At 61.8% G+C, this 19,427-nt stretch carries 18 protein-coding genes; 4 read left to right on the forward strand and 14 right to left on the reverse strand.

Annotation, left to right across the window (positions count from 1 at the left end):
* Window positions 1–9: 9 nt before the first annotated feature.
* The 5 genes from AC3A3W_RS14805 to AC3A3W_RS14825 are packed head-to-tail and all read right to left on the reverse strand — an operon-like array spanning window position 10 to window position 5,014.
* Complete coding sequence (locus tag AC3A3W_RS14805; RefSeq protein ID WP_258006490.1) at window positions 10–1,026, reverse strand: SDR family NAD(P)-dependent oxidoreductase; 1,017 nt, start codon at window positions 1,024–1,026, stop codon at window positions 10–12.
* Complete coding sequence (locus tag AC3A3W_RS14810) at window positions 1,023–2,081, reverse strand: sugar phosphate nucleotidyltransferase (protein WP_487443786.1); 1,059 nt, start codon at window positions 2,079–2,081, stop codon at window positions 1,023–1,025. Before AC3A3W_RS14810 ends, AC3A3W_RS14805 begins: the two co-directional genes overlap by 4 nt.
* 5 nt (window positions 2,082–2,086) lie before the next feature.
* On the reverse strand, window positions 2,087–3,241 hold the full coding sequence (neuC, locus tag AC3A3W_RS14815) for a UDP-N-acetylglucosamine 2-epimerase (protein WP_487443787.1): 1,155 nt from the start codon (window positions 3,239–3,241) through the stop codon (window positions 2,087–2,089).
* A gap of 1 nt (window position 3,242) precedes the next feature.
* On the reverse strand, window positions 3,243–4,277 hold the full coding sequence (locus AC3A3W_RS14820; RefSeq protein WP_487443788.1) for an N-acetylneuraminate synthase family protein: 1,035 nt from the start codon (window positions 4,275–4,277) through the stop codon (window positions 3,243–3,245).
* 14 nt (window positions 4,278–4,291) lie between these two features.
* Window positions 4,292–5,014, reverse strand: coding sequence for a PglD-related sugar-binding protein (locus AC3A3W_RS14825; RefSeq protein ID WP_487443789.1), 723 nt, complete (start codon window positions 5,012–5,014; stop codon window positions 4,292–4,294).
* Window positions 5,015–5,050: 36 nt separating this feature from the next.
* Between AC3A3W_RS14825 and AC3A3W_RS14830 the strand changes: the two genes are divergently transcribed.
* Genes AC3A3W_RS14830 through AC3A3W_RS14840 form a run of 3 tightly spaced genes read left to right on the forward strand, consistent with a single transcriptional unit; the run spans window position 5,051 to window position 7,796 of the window.
* The gene (locus tag AC3A3W_RS14830) at window positions 5,051–6,139 is read left to right on the forward strand and encodes a Gfo/Idh/MocA family oxidoreductase (RefSeq protein ID WP_487443790.1); all 1,089 of its coding nucleotides are present in this window, start codon (window positions 5,051–5,053) and stop codon (window positions 6,137–6,139) included.
* A gap of 53 nt (window positions 6,140–6,192) precedes the next feature.
* Window positions 6,193–7,008: an acylneuraminate cytidylyltransferase family protein gene (locus AC3A3W_RS14835; RefSeq protein ID WP_487443791.1), complete on the forward strand. Its 816-nt coding sequence runs from the start codon at window positions 6,193–6,195 to the stop codon at window positions 7,006–7,008.
* The gene (locus AC3A3W_RS14840; RefSeq protein ID WP_487443792.1) at window positions 7,005–7,796 is read left to right on the forward strand and encodes an SDR family oxidoreductase; all 792 of its coding nucleotides are present in this window, start codon (window positions 7,005–7,007) and stop codon (window positions 7,794–7,796) included. The genes AC3A3W_RS14835 and AC3A3W_RS14840 overlap by 4 nt, the downstream gene beginning before the upstream one ends.
* 43 nt (window positions 7,797–7,839) lie before the next feature.
* Here the strand turns inward: AC3A3W_RS14840 and AC3A3W_RS14845 are convergent, their stop codons facing one another.
* From AC3A3W_RS14845 to AC3A3W_RS14860, 4 genes are all read right to left on the reverse strand, one after another.
* Complete coding sequence (locus tag AC3A3W_RS14845) at window positions 7,840–8,631, reverse strand: hypothetical protein (protein WP_487443793.1); 792 nt, start codon at window positions 8,629–8,631, stop codon at window positions 7,840–7,842.
* Window positions 8,632–8,944: 313 nt separating this feature from the next.
* Window positions 8,945–9,841, reverse strand: a complete 897-nt coding sequence (locus tag AC3A3W_RS14850; RefSeq protein ID WP_487443794.1) for a glycosyltransferase family 2 protein — start codon at window positions 9,839–9,841, stop codon at window positions 8,945–8,947.
* 2 nt (window positions 9,842–9,843) lie between these two features.
* Window positions 9,844–10,254, reverse strand: a complete 411-nt coding sequence (locus AC3A3W_RS14855; protein WP_487443795.1) for a DUF2304 domain-containing protein — start codon at window positions 10,252–10,254, stop codon at window positions 9,844–9,846.
* A 3-nt stretch (window positions 10,255–10,257) separates the two neighbouring features.
* Complete coding sequence (locus AC3A3W_RS14860; RefSeq protein WP_487443876.1) at window positions 10,258–10,995, reverse strand: glycosyltransferase family 2 protein; 738 nt, start codon at window positions 10,993–10,995, stop codon at window positions 10,258–10,260.
* A gap of 168 nt (window positions 10,996–11,163) precedes the next feature.
* On the opposite strand from AC3A3W_RS14860, the gene AC3A3W_RS14865 reads away from it, so the two are divergent.
* Window positions 11,164–13,221 carry a DUF6541 family protein gene (locus tag AC3A3W_RS14865; protein ID WP_487443796.1) on the forward strand — a complete coding sequence of 686 codons (2,058 nt, stop codon included), beginning with the start codon at window positions 11,164–11,166 and terminating at the stop codon, window positions 13,219–13,221.
* An 84-nt stretch (window positions 13,222–13,305) separates the two neighbouring features.
* Here the strand turns inward: AC3A3W_RS14865 and AC3A3W_RS14870 are convergent, their stop codons facing one another.
* The 5 genes from AC3A3W_RS14870 to glf all read right to left on the reverse strand — a co-directional run bounded on the left by AC3A3W_RS14870 (window position 13,306) and on the right by glf (window position 19,273).
* Complete coding sequence (locus tag AC3A3W_RS14870) at window positions 13,306–14,361, reverse strand: ABC transporter substrate-binding protein (protein WP_487443797.1); 1,056 nt, start codon at window positions 14,359–14,361, stop codon at window positions 13,306–13,308.
* A 106-nt stretch (window positions 14,362–14,467) separates the two neighbouring features.
* Entirely contained in the window at window positions 14,468–15,229 is a 762-nt protein-coding gene (locus tag AC3A3W_RS14875) for an ABC transporter ATP-binding protein (protein ID WP_487443798.1), read from the reverse strand.
* 1 nt (window position 15,230) lies between these two features.
* Window positions 15,231–16,100: an ABC transporter permease gene (locus tag AC3A3W_RS14880; RefSeq protein WP_487443799.1), complete on the reverse strand. Its 870-nt coding sequence runs from the start codon at window positions 16,098–16,100 to the stop codon at window positions 15,231–15,233.
* On the reverse strand, window positions 16,101–18,089 hold the full coding sequence (locus AC3A3W_RS14885) for a glycosyltransferase (protein WP_487443800.1): 1,989 nt from the start codon (window positions 18,087–18,089) through the stop codon (window positions 16,101–16,103). It abuts the gene before it with no gap.
* Complete coding sequence (gene glf / locus AC3A3W_RS14890; RefSeq protein ID WP_487443801.1) at window positions 18,086–19,273, reverse strand: UDP-galactopyranose mutase; 1,188 nt, start codon at window positions 19,271–19,273, stop codon at window positions 18,086–18,088. The genes AC3A3W_RS14885 and glf overlap by 4 nt, the downstream gene beginning before the upstream one ends.
* Window positions 19,274–19,427: the final 154 nt, after the last annotated feature.

The following is a 19,427-nucleotide window of genomic DNA, read 5'->3' on the forward strand; positions in this document are numbered from 1 at the left end:
TGGCAACACTTATCGGGAGTAACGTGCGGCTGCGGAAAGGTCCACGCCGCGGGCCTTGATCCATTCGGCGGATTCGCGCAGGCCCTCTTCGAGGCTGACCTGCGGTGCCCAGCCCAGTTCGGCCAGCGCCTGCGACGGGTCCGACAGAAGGTGCATGACTTCGCTGGCTTCCGGACGGACGCGCTCGTCCTGGGTGATGATTTCCGCCGTCGATCCAGTGACTTTGCGGGCCATTTCAACGAGTTCCCCGATGGAGACGTCGTAGCCGGTGCCGAGCTGGATGACCTGGCCCTCCAGCGGGATGTCCGCGCTGGCTGCCTTGAGGAATCCGTCGGCAGTGTCAGTGACGTACGTGAAGTCGCGGCGCGGGGTCAGCGAGCCAAGGTGGATCTTGTCTGCGCCGGCAACCATCTGCTGCAGCACCGTGGGGATCACGGCACGTGCGGACTGCCGGGGACCGTAGGTGTTGAACGGGCGCAGCACCACGACGGGGGTCTCGAAGGAGCTCGCCCACGCCTCGCAGAGCTTGTCGGCGGCGATCTTCGTCGCGCTGTACGGGGACTGGCCGCGGAGCTCGTTTTCGATGGTGATCGGCACGGTCTTGGGAGTGCCGTAGACCTCGGACGTGGAGGTGTTGACCAGCCGCGGCACGTTGTGGCGGCGCACGCCCTCGAGGACGTTCAGCGTGCCCACGACGTTTGTTTCCACGTAGGAGCGGGGCGCCTCGTAGGAGTAGGGAATCGCGATGAGGGCTGCAAGGTGGAGGACGACGTCCGAACCGGCAACCAGGTCGGAGACGTATTCCGCGTCCCGGATGTCGCCGAGGCGCAGATCGACGGAGTCACGCTCTTCGGGGCTCAGGTCATCTAGCCACCCGTAGGAACCGTTGGAGTTGTAAACGCAAAGGGCACGCACGTTGGCACCCTGGGCGATCAGCCGCTGGGTGACGTGGCTTCCGATGAAGCCGTCCGCGCCCGTAACAACCACGGTCTTGCCCGTAAGGTTCTGCTGAATCAAGGTGATCACTGGCCTTTCGCTGTTGCTAGGTCTTTGGGAGTTCCGACGTCGATCCAGTCGGATTCGATCGGCCATGCGGCCACTGTCTTGGACTGCTCGATGCAGGCCTGGACGAGTTCCGGCATGGAGAAAGGTTCAAGGTAGGGCACCAGTGCGAGTGCATCCGGCGACACAGCGTAAATGCCCGTGCTGATTTCGAATTCAATGCTCGGCTTCTCCACCACGGCCGAGATGGAGCGCCCCTCGCCGATGTCGAGGACGCCGAAGGGCACCTGGTGGACGTAGGGGCGGGCAGCCACGGTCACGCTGGCGTTCTTGGACGCGTGGAAGGCGAGGAGTTCCGCCGCAGAGTAGCGCACCATGAGATCTGCGTTGGTGACAAGCACCGGCTCGGAGATGTCAGGCCGCTCGTGGTACAGCAGCCCCAGCGCGCCGGCGGTGTTGAGGGGCTTGGCCGGGTCCTCATGCAGATACTTGATCGTGCAGCCGAGCCTGGAGCCGTCGCCCAGGTGGTCCATGATTTTTTCGGCCAGATACGCCACGGAGACATAGATGTTCGTGACGCCCGATTCGACCAGGCCAAGGATGATCCACTCGATGATGGTGCGGTCGGCGACGGTCATCAGCGGCTTCGGAGTGTCCTTGGTCAGCGCACCCAGGCGCGTGCCCTTGCCTCCGGCCATGATGACGGCAATGTTGTTAAGGGACGTCCGCCCGACGATGTCGTTGAGGGTATGCAGCCCGACGAGCTTGCCGGAATCGTCAACCACCGGAACTTCGCTTATACGCAGGCTGCGCATCAGGTCCAGCACCGAGGCGCGGGTGGCATCCGGCCCCACGACATGCGGTGCCCTGTTGGCGTACTCGTGGACGAGTCCGTCGAGTTCGGCCCCCTTGAGCAGGCCGCGGCGGATGTCGCCGTCGGTAAGCACTCCCTGGAGCTTGCCCGACTCGTCGGTGACGAGGGCTATCGCGGACGCACCGCGGTCGATGGTCTCCAGCGCCTGCCTAACGGTGGCGTCCTGCCCGATGCAGACGTTGCCGAGGGGCCCGTCAATACTCATACGTGTCATTCTCCAGCGCCGATGTCAATGAAGGCCTTGGTTAACGGCGTCCGTCCGCTGCCAACCACTACGCGTTCGATCCGTTCCGACGAATGCGAGTCCCCGTACGGATTGACCACCTGACGGGACAAATCCTGGAACTCCGCGCTCAAAGCCATTTCAATACTAGCGTGGATCCCCGGACGCTCGTCGCGGCAGTGGATGACATTGGCGCCGCTTTCGCGGCCTTTTTGCCGATCTCCGACGTTGACGACCGGCACGGAGAACGTTGCAGCCTCAAGAATGCCCGAGGAGGAATTGCCCACCAGGGCATCGATGGTGGCCATGACGCGGGGGTAAAGCGGCCCCAGGCTTTCCCGCACGATCGCGGTGCCGCTGGCGGCAATCTCTTCAAGTTCTGCCACGATTTCGTGCCGCCCGGCGTCAAAACCCGGATATGTCAGAATGGCGGTGCCTGCGGCGGCAATGGACTCGTCGAATACCTGCCGTGCCAACGCGCCGGCGTCCCCGGACATCTCGGCTGTGGGCGGGTGGTACGTGACCATCAGCAGCGGACGGATCAGGGGCCGGCCGAACTCTGCCTGGAACTCGTCATCTGTCAGGGGGTTCGGCTCCCTGAAGCGGTCCAGCCCGGGGGCACCTGTCTGATGAATCCGTTCCGGCGATTCGCCAAGCTGAGCCACCCGGCGTGCGGCCCCGGCCGTGCTCACACAGTGCTGGTCCGCCAGTTTGGTCACCGCGTGCCGGACGCGCTCATCGAGCGCCCCTTCGGTGACTTCCCCGCCATGGAGATGCACCAGCCTTACGCCCGAGACAACAACTGCCGGCACCACGTAGAGCAGCTCCCAGCGGTCACCAAGAACAACGACGGCGTCTGGCTGGCTGCGCTGAATCAGCTCGGCCATGTTCCCGGACAGTTTCGGTCCCAGCGCCAGCTGGCCGAGGGCGGAGGTGTCATCCAGGTGGAGCCCCAGGTCATGGTGCACGAAGGCGCCGTCCTCGAGTCCTGCCTCCCGCAGCCGGCTGGCAGCTGTCCCGGCCGGGAACCCGACAGCGGTTGCCACGTGCAACTCGACGTCGGGATTTCCGGCCAGCTGGACAAGGACCGGGGCGAGTGGGAAGAGATCCGCCCGCGTCCCTACGAACCCCAGCACCCGCATGTCAGGCCAGGTCTTCGGCGGTCATCGGCGTTCCGGCCTTGATGGCACGGCCTGCGGAGCGGCCGACCACGTGGGCGGACGGCAGGAGTCCGCCCTCTGGGCGGAGGATGGCGACGTCGGCCTCGGTGATCACGGCACCTGCGGCGATGTCCCGGACGGCGTGGAAGGAGCGCCGCACCAGCCCGGCGTTGGCTTCCTCGCTGGGCATCCTGCGCTTGTTGCCGTCTCCCAGTGCCCGGTAGACGTCACGAACCGAGCGCACGTAGTCCTCGAACTCGGCGCGCTCCAGCGACGCGGAGTGGTCCGGACCGTTGCGTGTCTTGTCGGTGGTGATGTGCTTTTCCAACAGCGTCGAGCCCAGCGCAGTGGCCGCGATGGCCGTCAGGGAGCCCGGCGTGTGGTCGGACCAGCCGACCTCGACGCCGAATTCCTTCCGCATCGCGGGGATGGCGAGCAGGTTGGCCTCGTCCAACGGTGCGGGGTAGGCAGAGACGCAGTGCAGCAGGACGGTCGCGGGCGCCTTGGCCGTCGCCTCGAGCGCCGCGGCGATCTCTTCCCGGGTTCCCATCCCCGTGGACACGATCATCGGAATGCCGAATTCCGCAATGGCGGCCAGGTAGGGGGTGTTCGTCAGTTCGCCGGAACCGATCTTGAGTCCCGGAACACCAATATCTGCAAGCATCCGTGCGCTGTCATAGTCGAAGGGAGTGGAAAGGAACGTGATCCCCCGCTCGGTACAGTGATCCCTCAACTCGACCCAGGCGGTCTCCGGCAGCGTCAGGCGCCTCAGCATCTCGGACTGGGACTCCGCGAACCCGGCCTTTTTCTGGTACGGCGTGGTGTCGGCAGCTTCCGTGACCAGGGATTCAGGCTTGAAGGTCTGGAACTTCACCGCGTTGGCGCCGGTGTCGGCAGCCATGTCGATCAGTTCATGGGCAACTGCCACGTCACCGTCGTGATTGACGCCCGCCTCGGCGATGATGAAGACTTCCTCGTCGGGGCCGATACGGTGCGGGCCGAACTGAACAGAAGTCAATTCTTGGTCTTGAATCAATGGGTTGGACCTTTCATGGAGACGAGTGGCTGCGCGGGCATTCCCACATATGTTGCCATACCTGCCAATGGCCGCGTGGCCACTGCCCCGGCGCCAAGTATCGCGAAGTCGCCCACCGAGACACCGGGCAGGACGCGTGCGCCTGAGCCAAGAAAAACCTGTTCGCCAATGGCGGCAGCACCTAGGAGCACAGCCCCCGGAGCAACATGGCTGCCGGCCCCCACCTCGGCTTCATGTTCAACCACCGCCCCGGTATTGATGAGCGAGGCACAACCGATGACGGCGAGGGGCCCCACATGCGCCTGCTCGCAAATCTGGCTCAGCAGACCGATTTCTGCCGTGGAGTCAATCGTGGCGGACGCAGCAACCAGAGGCGGAACAAGCGGCAGGTGTCGCGGGTCCTTCAGGACAGACGAAGCTATCCTCGTCCGGACGGTGTTTTCACCAATACCGACGGTAATAAACAGTGCACGGTCCCGCGCGAATGCCAAAGCGCTTTCATCGTCACTGAAGAATTGCGGCCGCGGGACGCCCTCGCTGAGAAACGGCTCCAGCTCCCTGCGTCCAGCAAGCTCCTGGTGCGAAGCTTGCCTGAAAGTGCCGTCGCTGACGGCGGCGATCGTGTCGCCCCGGCCCCGGATAACGGAAGCGAGGCTCCGGGCATGCCCGGACGCCCCGATAATGAGCCATGCTGCCTTGCCTTGGTTCAGCTCGTCCATTTATTGTCGCAGCGCCTTAGAGAATAGAGTGGCAGGATGACTTTCACATCATACTTGGGCGACTCTGAGGTGATGGGGAGTATCTCCTCGCCGGGACTGCGCCCCTCGACCGAGCGTCCGGTGCGGGCGCTGGTACGCGGGACGGGGTCCATCGGCGCCAGGCATTTGAGGGTGCTGCGCGCGATGGGCGTCGAGGAACTGTTTGCCTGGCCGGTACGCCCTGTCGGAACGCTGGCAGACCGCCAGGACATCCCCGACACCGCGCGGCTCGTTAACTGTTACCCGACGGAACCTCTCGACCTGGTCATCGTTGCCACTGACACGGACCGGCATGTGCCTGATGCCCTGGAGGCCCTCGATCATTCACCAGGCGCCGTACTCGTGGAGAAACCTGTGGCTCCGAGTGCCTTTGCCGCCGCGGCGCTGTGCAGCCATCCGGGCTCAGCCACGGTGACGGTAAGCGCGCCGCTTCGATTTCACCAGGGCTTCGCCCTGACCGCTGATGTCCTGCCACGCCTGGGCCCTGTGACGAGCGCACAGATCGTCTCCCAGTCCTGGCTGCCATCTTGGAGGCCGGGACGGGACTACCGGAACAGCTACTCTGCGCGCAAAGACGAAGGCGGGGCTCTGCGGGACCTGGTTCATGACATTGATTACCCCGCGCTACTCCTCGGAACGCCAAAGCGGCTGCGGGCGGCACTGGGGCACGGCATCCTCGGCATAGAAGCCGAAGAGGCAGCAGACATTATCTGGGGAGAGAATGCGGCCGTACACCTCCGCTTGGACTACGTGACCCCCGTCAAGACCCGAAGCATCCGTGTAGCGACAAACCGGGCCGCTATCACCTGGGACGTCGTTCGGAACCACGTGGTCCTGCAATGGCCGGACGAGGAGTGTGACGGAGGCGTTGCCTCCTCGACAGCAGCGTTTAAGTCCGACGCCGACGTCGACACTGTGCTGGCCCGCCAGAGTATGGCTGTCCTCGAGAAAAGCGGACGTGTCCCCAGCAACACGATGGGCGTCTTCAAGCCAGCAACGCTGGAGGACGGAGTCCTGGCTGTAGCGATCTGCGATGCAGCCCGCGCATCGTCGGCTTCCGGACAAAGCGAAAAGGTAGTGTGGTGATACCGCGCCGCGGGCCAGCAACACGCGATCAGATGACGAGGCTGAAGTAGAGAATGAATCAACGAATTTCCGCGCCCAGAGTCCTTGCGGTGATCCCCGCGCGCGGTGGCTCCAAAGGGCTGCCCGGCAAGAACATCAGGCCGCTGTTCGGCAAACCGCTGCTGGCACACAGTGTCGCCCTCGCTTCGATGCTTGGTAATAGTGTGCGCTGCATTGTTTCCACCGACGACGCCGACATTGCGGCCGCCGCTGCCGCGGCCGGAGCGGACGTCCCCTTCATTCGACCAGCCGACCTGGCCAACGACACGGCACCCATGAGTGTTGTCCTGCGGCATGCCCTCGCCGCCATGGAAGACATTGACGGTGCCGCCTACGACATGGTGCTGCTCCTGGACCCCACAAGCCCGACGCGGACCCCCGAACTGGTCAATCAGGCCATAGAAACCCTGGGAGCACACGAGGAGCTTGACGGCGTTGTCTCGGTGTCAGAACCTTTTTTCAATCCCGCGTGGGTGGGCGTCAAGCCCGTTTCGGAAGGCAGCCTGGAACTTCAGCGGTACTCCCCTGACGGAACCGGAGTCGTCCGCCGCCAGGACGTTTCCCGGTTCCTGCGGATTAACGGAAGCTTCTACGTGTGGCGCGCCGAGTTCATCCGGCGCCTCGAGAAGAGCTGGTTCGACGAGGGACGCCACGGCTTTGTCGAAATCCCCGAGACCCATGCCTTCAGCATTGACGATGAAAAGGAATTCCGTCTCGTCGAGGCAGTGGTCACGGCAGGTTTGGCACCACTTCCAGGATATGGCGGCAGCACCGGAAACCCAGCAATCCCCCCACATGATGAATCGATGAATGGAGGGCACCGCGAATGAGCACGGAAGATCTGTTTTCCCTCAAAGGCAGGACAGCGCTCGTCACCGGCGGGGCCGGCCCGCTCGGGGCCGTGCTCGCCGACGCGCTAGCCGGGCAAGGGGCGGACGTTATTGTTTCGGACATCGACGACGACGCCTGCCAGAGAGTCGCGGCGGACCTGGGTGAGCGTCACGGCACAGCGGCCCGCGGCATCCGTTCCAACCTCCTGGAGCCGGACGGACCGGCGAAACTGGTACAGTCCATCGACGGACGGCTGGACATCCTGGTCAATAACGCGGCGTTCACCGGCACGTCCGGGGTACCGGGTTATGCGGTGCCTTTCGAGGAACAGACCGACGAGGCTTTTGAGCTGGCGTCCTCACTGAATCTACGGGTGCCGTTCTCCTTGGTACGCGGCCTTGCCCCGAAGCTCGCAGAAAGCCCCGGGGCGTCCATCATCAACGTATCGTCCATCTATGGCATCGTCGGACCCAACATGGGGCTCTACGAGGGAACGCCGATGGGCAACCCGGCCGCGTACGGGGCAACGAAGGGGGGCGTGGTCCAGCTGACCCGCTATCTTTCCACGGTGCTTGCGCCGAGAATCCGAGTGAACGCCTTTGCGCCCGGCGGGATTGCGCGGGGGCAAGCGGACACTTTCACCGAAAGGTACGAGAAACTGACACCGCTCCGCCGGATGGCCACCGAGGATGACTTCCGCGGTGTCGTTGTCTGGCTGGCGTCGGACGCATCACGCTACGTCACGGGCCAGACGATTCCCGTCGACGGCGGCTGGAGCGCCTGGTAGCAGGCCTTGGCGAAGGCCAGGCCTGCTACGGGTACAAAAGCCGTTACGGATGTAATGGCTCTACGGCCGTGGCTGCCGGAAGGGTAGGCAGCGGAGACGGCAGGTGCTTGAGCGGATGCCGGATCCAGTGCCAAGGTGACAGACCTGACTCCGTGGCGTGCGCGCCCTCCGGGACCTTCTTGAGTCCCAGGACATGCTGAGCTTTCGTTACAGGACCGCTGGCCCAGTATTCGAGGAACGGCACGGCGGTATGTGAGTCCCAGCCGAGCAAGTGCGAAAGTTCCTCCGGCGACCGCATATCGTCGCGGCCCAATTCGGCCTCTGCTAATTTGGTCAGCACATGTTGCGGCGTGTTTTCGTCGTAGAACTCGGGCCATAAATCACGCATTACCAAGCCTGGATCGGCTGCGGCGTTGTGGCCCAGCAGAAAGTCAGGTCCGTAAACAGCAACGTCCGCACCGCTGACGGCAGCATACATGATGGACGTCGACAGTCGGTTGGACACTACGCGGCGCGCCTCGGCCATCATCCACAGAATCCTGCCGATGAACTGCGGATCGCGACGGTCGCCCGCGCTGATGACCTTGTGTCCGGCGGACTGCCATGCGGTGAGGATCTCGTCGTTATGTAAATCGTCGATGTGCAGGCAGACAGTTGCCGGTCCGTCCTTTTCGAGAACTGTCCGTGCATAGGCCTCGTGGTCACCGTCCACCTTAAGGAGCGCAGTGCCGTGAAGCGGGAGGACCAGTGCGCGTTCCCCGCGTTCGGGCAGGGCGTTCTCTTTCCTTGCGGCATCCAGCAGGTACAGGTAGGGAGCACCAACAGCCGTGAGCATGTTGGTCCCATCCGCATGGAAGTTTCCGGGATCCTGAGGACTCCAGCCCCTTGACGTGCTGGTCCAGGACAACCGCCGCCGAGCTGGCCCCCAACGGGCGAAGTCTCCAAACTGTGCCGTCACAGGGCTGCTGACCGTCCACCCGTGCTGGATGAGCCCGGACACGTGCCGGATACGCTTCATCCCGCAGTAGCGGGCGAAGACAGCTGAGTGGCCGTAATAATGATTCTGGATGTCCATGTGTTGTAAGTGGCACCTTGGATTGATGGTGGAAGGGTCTTCCCGGGAACGGGTGGATGCCTGTATTGCAGCTTTAGGGACGAACGGCGTGCGCCGCGAGCCTGCGCAGACCCGGCCACATGCCCTTGGATATCACCTTCGGCGTCAATGATGCCGCGTTGAGCCGTGACGTCAGGTGCCACCGCGCAGATCTGGCCGCCTTATCCCACCCGATGCGGCTGAAGTCCTGCACGCATTCGTCAAAGAACGCACGCTCTTCAGCGAAGCGCCGGCCGTCCAGAGCACGGACGGAGGAGTCCGACTCCCTGTGTCGCCGGTACTGGAAGCAGACGGTGTCCAGAACCGCCATCTTTCCCCCGCTGACGATGATGTCGATGGCGAGGGCAAGATCCTGGACGACGTCGTACTGGGGACGGAAGTCGTGTTTCTTGACGGCGCCGGAGCGCCAGGCCACAGACGGGAAGTACAGCCAGTCCCCCACCAGCAGGCTCTCCGCAACTGCTTCTCCGAAGACGATTGCCTCCGAGGCCTTGCCGACGAGCCTCCGGCGCAGGTACTGCTTTACATTGTCACCCAGCGGGGCGTAAACCGCGCCGTTCTCGTCGATGACTTCCACACCCGGCTGAACGATACTGACGGCGGGATCCTGAAAGGCCTTGCGCACGGTTCCTATGTAATTCGGGAGCATGATGTCATCGGCGCCCATGATGACGACGATGTCGTGCTCTACGAGACTGACGCACTTCTTGTAATTGCCGTTGGCACCGAGGTTCTCTTCATTCCGGTAATAACGCACGCGGTCATCGGAGTCGACCAGCTCCTTGAAGTAGGCCGGGAGTGTGTCATCCGGGTAGCCGTCATCCACGATGGTGAAGCGGAAGTCAGTGTCGTCCTGAGACAGCACGGAGGCGACAGCTGCCTTCATCATGGCCACGTCACCGTAGTACGGAAACATTACGTCAATCGTCATTGTCATCTTCTCTCGGTTGGCGGGGTTCCGTGCCCGGTAGGGCCGTCTTCTATCGTGTGCTGGGTCGAACTGATCTGTCCTTGCAGTTGCTCGACGCCAGCACGGAGAAGGGCCACTTCCTCAGCCAGAATTCTGGTTTCGTCCTCCAGGATGGTCAGTTCGCGGGAGACATGAAGGCTCACGCCGACCAGCAGCAGGATCGACAGTGAAAAAAGCAGGTTAGCCGGAACGACAATGCCTACAACCGCGGCTGCCCAGTTGAGCAATCGGGGGAACAGACCCAAAATAATGGTCAGGCCGCCAATGACCAGCCAAAGGATCGCGTATTTCTCCCTGAGACGCCCGTTCCGCAGCATGACAAGAACGACGGCGACCATAACGATGGCCAGGATCAATGAGCCTGCGACATTCATTCCTTAGGCACTTCCCTCTCCGGCGATGTCGCCGGACAGCGGCGCCTGTAGTTCTGCGGCTCGTGGTGTTCTGCGCCGAGCAAGAGCAAAACACAGTACCAAGCCTGATCGTGCCAAGTAAATTGAGGCCTTGATCGGGCCTTGACTCGGCGTTCCAGCCTGGCGGGCCTTCATTTCAACGGGTACCTGAGTCACTGTGCAGCCCGACTTTATCGCGACCACCAAGGAGTCAATGGTGTCGCCAAGATACTCGGCGGGAAAATGGGAGATGTACTGCCGGATGGCCCTCTCATTGGCCGCCCGGAAACCTGACGTCACGTCTGTGAGCTGGGTTCCTGCGATGCCGGAGATCACCTTGGCGAGAAAGAACATCGCCCACCGGCGCGGGCCCTTGGCCCCGTAGCTGCCGCGTCCGGCAAACCTGGCCCCGATCGATATGTCGGCATTCTGTAGGCCAGCAAGCACCCTGTCGATGTCGTGAGGATCGTGCTGCCCGTCGGCGTCCACCTGGATCACGGCCGCGTAGCGGTTGCGCAGGGCGTATTTGAAGCCTGCCCGCATGGCGCCACCCACTCCCAGGTTGAACGGCAGCTTCAGCACTGTTGCGCCCGCCTCTTGGGCAATCCTCGGCGTATCATCCTTCGAGCCGTCATCGACGACCAGGACATGGTGTTGCGGAACCACAGAAAGCACGTTACGGATGGTGTTTCCAATCGCTTCTGCTTCGTTCCACGCTGGCATGACAATGAGCACGCCAGAACGCTGTGAGTTACCCATGATGGACAACTATACCAATCCGAGCCGTTCTCAATTACGGGCGCCAACTGCAAGCAGCCGCCCCACACCCTCAGTTCTTGGGCCGCTGGACATCCTTGTAAGGTTGAGAGTGACTTTTGAGGAGCTTGATTGATGACTTGGTGGGAAACCTTCCCGACGCTCGCAGCAACACTAGTGGTTTACTTCGTGCCGGGCCTCGCAATCCTGGCCGCTGCGGGTGTGCGCCGGCTGAATCTTGCAGCGCTGGCGGCCCCGGTTTCGGCGTCAGTAGCCGGCTCCGTCGCCGTGGTTCTTCCCTACCTGCACCTTCCCTTTAACCCGATCTCCTACTTCGCCATCTCACTCGTTCTCGCGGCACTGGTCGTGGCCGCACGGTTCGTTCTCCGGCGGCGACGCGACGCAACGGACTCAGTCCGGGAGGGATTGAGTCTGGAGGCGAACTTCGCGCTCTCCTCCTACACCGCCCCACGTCTGGCTCGTTTCGCGGTACCCCTCGCCGTCGCGTTTCCTGCACTGATCATTGGATGGCGTTACCTTTCCGGCTTCGGTTCACCGGAGAGCTTTTCGGAATCTTTCGACAACATCTACCACTTGAACGCCGTCCGCCACATCGCTGAGACTCAAAATGGGTCCACGCTTACCCTCGGGAACCTGACGGAGGCGTCCAAGGCTCTCTATCCGGCTGCCATGCACGACGCAATGGCCCTTGTGCTGATGCTGGGCGCCCCGTCGGTCATGGTTGCCGTCAACATTGGCGCCCTTGTCACCGGTGCCATAGTTTGGCCCCTCTCGTGTCTATTCCTTATCAGCCGGGTGATCGGTTACCGCCCCGTGCCCTTGGTCGCGGCCGGATTCCTCTCCGCGGGGTTCAGCGCGTTTCCCTATCTCATGGTGGCGTACGGGGTGCTCTACCCGTATCACGCCGCCCTAGCCCTGCTTCCGGCCGCACTTGCTGTCGCCATCGAGGCTCTTGGCATGTCGCGCGCTGCCGGCGCGTCGCGTATTCCTGCCCTCTTGGCGCTTACAGCCACGGTGCCTGGCCTTGCGCTGACACACCCCAGTGCCGTTGTTGCCCTTCTTGCCTTCGCAGGTCCAGCGGTAGTGGGGGCGTGCCTCAAGGCCTGGCTCGCCGCTCGCAGAGGTCTGGAAACGAAAAATGCGGCCCGGAAGTGGCTCATTCTAACCGCTTGCTACATCTTCGTGACGCTTGCCGTATGGATCACCGTCCGCCCAGACCTTGCCTCCTCCGGTTGGACAGCCTTTCAAACCAACGCCCGTGCCCTGGGCGAGATCCTGGGCAGCGCTCAGATGGGGGCCACCACAGCCTGGGTTCTTTTGCTTCTGACCGTAATCGGCTTGTACGTCATAGCTTCCGATTTCGGACGCTTGTGGCCGCTTGCCGGCCTATACCTGATCGGCGCCCTCCTGTTCCTCGTGGCTTCGAGCTGGATCGATGGGGATTTTCGGAATTTCCTCACCGGCGTTTGGTACAGGGACAGCAACCGCCTGGCAGCACTCATGCCCTTGGTCACTTTGCCCGTCGTCGTTTTGGGTACAGAATGGGTCATAGTGCGGGCCCGGCACCTGGTTATTTTCCTGAAGAAAAAGGCAATCACCGCCCCTGAAACAGTGCCGGGCGCGGCGCAGTGGCTTCTCGGCCGGTTCCCTGCCAATTCCGCCGCCGCGATCACCTGCGTACTTCTCCTCGCCGTGGGCATAGGTGTCCAGGGAGGCTCCTTCTACATGGTGCAGGAGCGGCTGACCACCGTCTTCTCCATCACTGACGATTCGCGTCCCTTGACGAAGGACGACGTTGCCCTGTTTTCGGAGCTTGCTGACATAGTGCCAAGCACCGATGTGATTGTCGCGAATCCCCGCACCGGCGCATCCCTCGCTTACGCCTTCAGCGGGCGACGCGTCTTGGCGCCACATATCTTCGGCACCCGCACAGATCAGGAGCAGCTGCTGCTGGACCACTGGGGGGAGGCTGCGTACAACACGAAGGTTTGCCCTGCCGTCAAGGAGCTCCGCGCCTATTGGGCCCTGGACTTTGGAAATCAAGAAATCTTCACGCCACGGGGGGAGCCTCTGCTCGGGCTTCGTGACCTGGTTGACGCGTCAGCACCGGGAGCCGAACTGGTCAAAGAGGTTGGGGATGCGCGGCTGTTCCGCATGACCGCCTGCGAGTGAAATGATCCCGCGCGGTTGAAAGATGCCGTCCGGAGGTCGGCTGCCCACCCGGCAGGATGGGCAGCCGACCGCGGCTGCCAGAAGCTACTTTATTTTCGACAGGTAGGCCGTTTTGGCCAGCTCCGGCACAAGATTCCTGCCTGCCCACTCCATGCTCAACGGCGAACCCGTCTCCAAGGCAATGATGTCGGTTCCAGTGACAAAGTAAACCTCACCGCCACCGAAAGACGGAAGTCCGCGAAGCTCCCCGCTAGAACGATACTCGGACATTTCGTCGCCTGTGATAGCTACTAGCAGCACGTCTGCCGAGAGCTCGGCCGTCCGCTCGCGGGGCCAGACGTGGGATACGACGGATAAAGAATCGTCATCGGCAGGGCGTCCTGCCGTGGCGCGTCGCAGCGCAGGGGCATCAGCAAGGCCAAATTCCCTTAAAACCCGTACCGGCGCAGAGGAGGCCGAGTGGACCCGCACGTCCGCACCCTCCACGGTAGATGCCTCCAGGTAAAGTACGGTGGCACCCTTAAGATCGGGGTAGTCTTGGACTGCGACTTTCACAGCCTCCTCTGTCGTTTGATTGAGGGACGCGGCAGCCTCGTCCCTGCCAAGGACACGCCCCACAGTCGCGACCATGGTCCGCCAGTCATCGGCAACCGAATTGTCCTGTGAGGTGACGACCGGAGCCAAGGCAGACAGTTCCGCATATGACTCCTTCGACAACACCGCGCTCATCGCCAGGATCAAATCCGGTTCGAGCTCCTGGATGGTTTCCAAAGGCAGGCCACTGCTGTAATCCAGATGAGCAGGGCTCTGTCCGCCGAACTCGGACACCGCTGCCCGGAACCAGGAGGAATTACCGAGTCCGGGCATGGCAACAGGGGCGAGGCCAAGTGCCGCACAAATATCGGCTTCCATGGCTCCGAGCACCACAACGCGCGCTGGCGGTGCATCCATTGTGGCGGTTCCCATTGCGTGTGACACCGTCACCGGGAAAGCGTCCGCCTTTGCAGTGACGGACGGCACGGCCTGTTCGCCGCCTGAGCAGCCCGCGAGCACCAGAGGCAGCGCGCCAATGGCTGTCAGAAAGCTGCGGCGCCCAATTTCCTGTGCAGGTGTTCTTCCGCTGCCTGTAGTCATGGCCATCTGTTGTAGTCCTCGGTCTTCCTCGGTTCGGTGGTCCCGGCTGTGGCGCCGATATTGAATTAGCGGATACTGGCTAATGAGTCCGCTGGAACAACCCGGGCAGTCCTCATTCTGAAGAACGGCGCCTGAGTTCAGCCACGACGTCACGAACAGGACCGTCCATTTTCAGTTCGCCGTGTTCCAGCAGGACGCCCCGCTCGCACACGGTGGAGACCAGGTCCAGATCGTGGCTGACGACAAAGAGCGTCTTGCCCTTGGCCGCCAGTTCCTTGATCTTGGCGATGCATTTCCGCTGGAAGGGCTCATCTCCCACAGCGAGAATCTCGTCGATCAGGAAGACTTCCGGGTCCGTGTGCACGGCGATCGAGAAGGCCAGCTTCAGATACATGCCGGAGGAGTAGAACTTCACCTCGGTGTCAATGAAGTCGCCGATTTCAGCAAATTCAACGATGGAATCAAACATTTCATCGATCTGGCGTTCGTTCATTCCCAGGATGGCTCCGTTGAGATAAACGTTGTCCCGCCCGCTCAAGTCATGGTGAAAGCCTGCGCCGACCTCAATCAGGCCGGCCACGCGGCCGCGCGTGTGCACGGTGCCCTCGTCGGGCTGCAGAACCCCGGAAATCAGTTTCAGGAGCGTTGATTTGCCCGATCCATTAAGACCAAGCAGCGCAACTGTTTCGCCTTGTTCGACGTCTAAAGAAACGTTCTTCAACGCATCGAACTTCTTGGAGAGATCGCCTTTGCGGCCGGTCAGAAGCCAAACGATCGCTTCCTTCATGCTCCGCGTGTGCCTCAGCACGAATTTTTTACGAAGGTTTCGGCACGTGATGGCGACCGTTTCGGACAGAACTGCAGGCGCAGTCATTTCAGAGCTCCTGGGCAAAGTGTACGGACAGCTTCATGAACACGATTTGTCCGATGGCCAGAATTACCGCCGAAACGCCAAAAGCCGCCGGAAACCAGACAGACAGCAGGTCAGGGGGCATGGAAACCGCACTCGACTGTTCAGCATTCAAAGTTGGCGACCAGAATGCCCAATGGAATATTTCGACGGCCACAGTCACAGGATTGAGCATGTAGAGGAAGAACCACTGCCCCATGACGGCTTGAACCATGGTCCACACGTAAAGCACGGGTGATGCCCACGTCACCACCATCAGTATCATGTCAACAATGTTCTCAGAGTCACGAAAATAAACGTTGGCTGCCCCAAAAAGCAGCCCCAGCCCAGTCGCGAGTGTGGCCACCAGGATGAGTGCGGCTACTACAGCCAGAAGCTGGAAGACTGACGGTCGCCAGCCGCCCAGGAGGCACGCGCCGATCAGGACGACCAGTTGCGGAAAGAGATGGACCGCGGAAACCCAGACGGTGGAGACGGGGAAAAGCTCGCGGGGCAGATAAATCTTCCTGATGAGATCGCGGTTGTCCACAATGGAGCGCGTGGCGTTGCCCAAGGACTCAGTAAAGAAGTTGACCAGCACGATGCCCGCGAAAAGGTAGATGGCATAGTTCGGTGTCCCCCGCTGCATGCCGAGGAAGACCCCGAGCGCCACATAGTAGATCGAGAACTGCATCAGCGGTTTGACGTAGGACCAAAGGAGTCCCAGAACTGAGCCGCGGTAGCGGATCTTGATTTCCTTGCGCACCAGCAGCTGCAGCAGGAACCTGTGCTTGAAAACGTCAATGATGCCGCGGCCGCGGCCGGGCCGCGTTAATTCATCTAAGGCAGCAGGCACTCAGCTGCCCTCCTCAGAGCCGATCCGGAACGTCTTGCGCCATGCCTCAAACGAAGTGATCCGTGGCAGCGCCTCACGGTACTGCCGCCCCAGCTGTTCCCACTGCCTGTACAGCCGGACGTGCTGCTGGCTGGCTTCCGCCAACATCTTTCTGAACTGCTTAGGGTTTCGCTTGTACCAGGATGCTGCGGTGCCGTCTGCGTTGGAAACCACGACGCTGTCGTAGTGCGCCAACCGGTACCAGCGGTTATCCCGGTGCGCGAGGAAGCCCTGCGGACGCAGCTCAGACGTCGGCTCGGGACTCCTGACCAGCTGCCGGGCCACCGTCTTGACGCCCCATTTAACCAGGTCCTTCTTGTTGGGCAAGCCAATGGGCCGCAGACCCGAAGGACCGCGTCCCAGCGCCGGAACTGGGAAGTCGTCGATGTCCTCCCGCATCAGGGCGTCCGAGTACAGTTCACGCCGCCTGTTGATTTCGCCCAGTTTCGTCCCAAGAGTCTCATGCAGCTGATCAGGCCCTTCGAAAAGGTCCTCCAAGGCATCCAGCCGTCCGTGCTCGGTGAAGTACTGCATGGACACTAGGTGCTTCACATCGGCTTGGAACGACTCGCGGATCATGCGGCCACCCTTGGCATGGGTGCTGTACATCAAACCCACGATGAGTCGGTTGCGGCCGTGGAAGTAAGCCTGCCATCCGACCAGGTCATCCTTATCAACCCAAGATACGTGCCATACGCCACAGCCGGGAAGAGTGACGGTCGGGACGCCCGCTTCATGAGCCCTGAGCCCGTACTCGATGTCGTCCCACTTGATGAAGACCGGAAGGGGCAATCCGATGCTTCGAATGACCGAAGTCGGGATCATGCACATCCACCATCCGTTGAAGTCCACGTCGACACGACGGTGCAGCCACGGTGTCTGGCGGAGATTCGCCAGGCTGAAATCGTGGCGCATTTCCATGTCGTCATGGGGATGGGCGGGCAGGAAGCGGTACGCATCCACAACTTCACCGTAGGAATGCAGGACCGTCCGGCTGTGCAGATCGAACATGTGGCCACCCACAATGGTCGGCCGCTTGCAGTAGTCCGAAAAGGTCAGCATCCTCGTGAGGCTTTCGGGTTCGATGACGACGTCGTCGTCCAAAAGCAGCGCGTAGTCGCTGCCGTTTTCGACAGCCTCGTACATTCCCCGAGCGAATCCACCGGAGCCACCGAGGTTTTCCTGGTCGATGATGCGCAATTTACCGCCCAGTGCGGCAGCGACGTCATCGAACCCGGGCTGGGCAGCAACCTTTTGAGTTCCTTGGTCCACGATCAATACTTCGCCGACATGTTCCAGAACAGCCGGGTTTTCGGACAGAATCCGGGCATTGTTCAGGCAGAAGTCAGGCTTGTTCATCGTGGTGATCTCAAGCGTCACGGTGCCGCGTTTGCGTCCGTGATCCGGCCCCTGCCACTCCGCGGACTCAAGCATGAGGTCTTCACGGCTGGAGGCAAGGTCAAACCAGTACCAGCCGCCGTCGCCGAAAGGCTTGAGGGGCAGGTCAAAGACCGTTACGGCCTCACCATTAACCCGGGCCCCGTCCACGCGCTGGAGCGTACCACGCGCGTTCGACTTGTAGACGGTGACCGTTCCATGGCCGCTCGTACGTACCTGCAGCCTGACTGTGCGCAGCGGGGTCCACCGGCGCCAGTAGCTGGCCGGGAAGGCGTTGTAGTACGTGCCGAACGACAGCTGTTCACCCGCGCGCAGGTTGAGGGAATGCCGCGACAGAATGTCTTCAAAGTGGACTTCGTGGCCGCCGGAGCTCACCAGATGCAGCTTTTCATCCAGCGGCTTGGGGTTCCGGGAGAATTCGTCAGTTTCCCTGAGTCGTATACCGCTGGCGGGCCCCGCATCCACATACAAGGAAAGCGTGTCCATCTGCGACTCGGGCGGTAAGATCACCCGCTGCAGCGTCATCCACTGTTGGTCAGCGGAAACGCTCATGCGTCCACACCTCCGCTTTCAAGTGTTGCTCCGCTTTCAAAATGCGGACGGATCTTGTTGTCGAACATCGTCAGGGCCGATCCGATGGCCATGTGCATGTCGAGGTACTTGTAGGTGCCGAGGCGTCCACCGAACAGGACATCCTTTTCGGCAGCCGCCAGGTCGCGGTACTTCAGCAGCCGTTCCCGGTCCGCGGCGGTGTTGATGGGGTAGTAGGGCTCGTCGCCCTTCTCCGCGGCGCGGGAGAATTCCCGCATGATGACCGTCTTTTCGTTCTGGTAATCCCGCTCCGGGTGGAAGTGCCGCGGTTCGATGATGCGGGTGAAGGCAACGTCCGCGTCGTTGTAGTTGACCACGGAGGTTCCCTGGAAGTCGCCGACGTCGAGGACTTCCTCTTCGAAGTCGATGGTCCGCCAGGACAGGTCGCCCTCGGCAAAGTCGAAGTAGCGGTCCACGGGGCCGGTGTAGATGACCGGGATGTTGCCGACGACCTTGTCCTTGCTGTACTCGTGGGAGTCGTCGAAGAAGTCGGTGTTCAGCCGGACTTCGATGTTCGGGTGCTCCGCCATCTTCTCAATCCACGCCGTGTACCCGTTGGTCGGAAGGCCTTCGTACTTGTCGTTGAAGTACCGGTTGTCGTAGTTGTAGCGGACGGGAAGCCGGGAAATGATGCCGGCCGGGAGATCCTTGGGGTCCGTCTGCCACTGCTTCCCCGTGTAGTGCTTGATAAACGCTTCGTAGAGCGGCCGCCCGATGAGCTGGATGCCCTTGTCGTTCAGGTTCTGCGGATCCGTTCCCGCCAGTTCGCCTGCCTGCTCCTGGATGAGGGCTTTTGCCTGCCCCGGGGTGAGGTTGGCGCGGAAGAATTGGTTGATCGTAGCCAGGTTAATGGGCAGCGAAAAGACCTCGCCCTTGTGGACGCCATAGACCTTGTGGACGTAGTTCGTGAACGTCGTGAAGCGGTTCACATACTCCCAGACCCGCTCGTTGGAGGTGTGGAAGAGATGCGCACCGTAGCGGTGGACCTCGATTCCGGTCTGTTCTTCTTTTTCGCTGTAGGCGTTTCCGCCGATGTGGTGGCGGCGGTCGAGGACAACGACCTTCAAGCCCAGCTCAGTGGCGGCCTGTTCTGCGATTGTCAGGCCAAAAAAACCTGATCCTACGATGACGAGGTCAGCAGTCACTAAATCTCCTGGTTCGAATTCGGGCAGGCCAATGTTGTGCATTGCCTGCTGCTCTAGCCTACCTGAGTCTGGTCGCCCGCCCGTTTGGCGGCCGCCTGCCCGGTTATCCACATAGGCCATTGCACCGGCATGCATCCGGTGGCGCCGGCGTTAG

This window comes from Arthrobacter sp. Soil_N43, assembly GCF_057655195.1.

What these genes read in the sequence shown, in the direction of transcription:
- AC3A3W_RS14860 (WP_487443876.1), bottom strand. Translation starts at nt 10,995, where the DNA reads ATGCCAGCGTGGAACGAAGCAGAAGCGATTGGAAACACCATCCGTAAC.
- AC3A3W_RS14875 (WP_487443798.1), bottom strand. Translation starts at nt 15,229, where the DNA reads ATGACTGCGCCTGCAGTTCTGTCCGAAACGGTCGCCATCACGTGCCGA.
- AC3A3W_RS14835 (WP_487443791.1), top strand. Translation starts at nt 6,193, where the DNA reads ATGAATCAACGAATTTCCGCGCCCAGAGTCCTTGCGGTGATCCCCGCG.
- AC3A3W_RS14810 (WP_487443786.1), bottom strand. Translation starts at nt 2,081, where the DNA reads ATGAGTATTGACGGGCCCCTCGGCAACGTCTGCATCGGGCAGGACGCC.
- AC3A3W_RS14885 (WP_487443800.1), bottom strand. Translation starts at nt 18,089, where the DNA reads ATGAGCGTTTCCGCTGACCAACAGTGGATGACGCTGCAGCGGGTGATC.
- AC3A3W_RS14840 (WP_487443792.1), top strand. Translation starts at nt 7,005, where the DNA reads ATGAGCACGGAAGATCTGTTTTCCCTCAAAGGCAGGACAGCGCTCGTC.
- AC3A3W_RS14845 (WP_487443793.1), bottom strand. Translation starts at nt 8,631, where the DNA reads ATGCTCACGGCTGTTGGTGCTCCCTACCTGTACCTGCTGGATGCCGCA.
- AC3A3W_RS14850 (WP_487443794.1), bottom strand. Translation starts at nt 9,841, where the DNA reads ATGACGATTGACGTAATGTTTCCGTACTACGGTGACGTGGCCATGATG.
- neuC (WP_487443787.1), bottom strand. Translation starts at nt 3,241, where the DNA reads ATGCGGGTGCTGGGGTTCGTAGGGACGCGGGCGGATCTCTTCCCACTC.
- AC3A3W_RS14855 (WP_487443795.1), bottom strand. Translation starts at nt 10,254, where the DNA reads ATGAATGTCGCAGGCTCATTGATCCTGGCCATCGTTATGGTCGCCGTC.
- AC3A3W_RS14870 (WP_487443797.1), bottom strand. Translation starts at nt 14,361, where the DNA reads ATGGCCATGACTACAGGCAGCGGAAGAACACCTGCACAGGAAATTGGG.
- AC3A3W_RS14825 (WP_487443789.1), bottom strand. Translation starts at nt 5,014, where the DNA reads ATGGACGAGCTGAACCAAGGCAAGGCAGCATGGCTCATTATCGGGGCG.
- AC3A3W_RS14830 (WP_487443790.1), top strand. Translation starts at nt 5,051, where the DNA reads ATGACTTTCACATCATACTTGGGCGACTCTGAGGTGATGGGGAGTATC.
- AC3A3W_RS14865 (WP_487443796.1), top strand. Translation starts at nt 11,164, where the DNA reads ATGACTTGGTGGGAAACCTTCCCGACGCTCGCAGCAACACTAGTGGTT.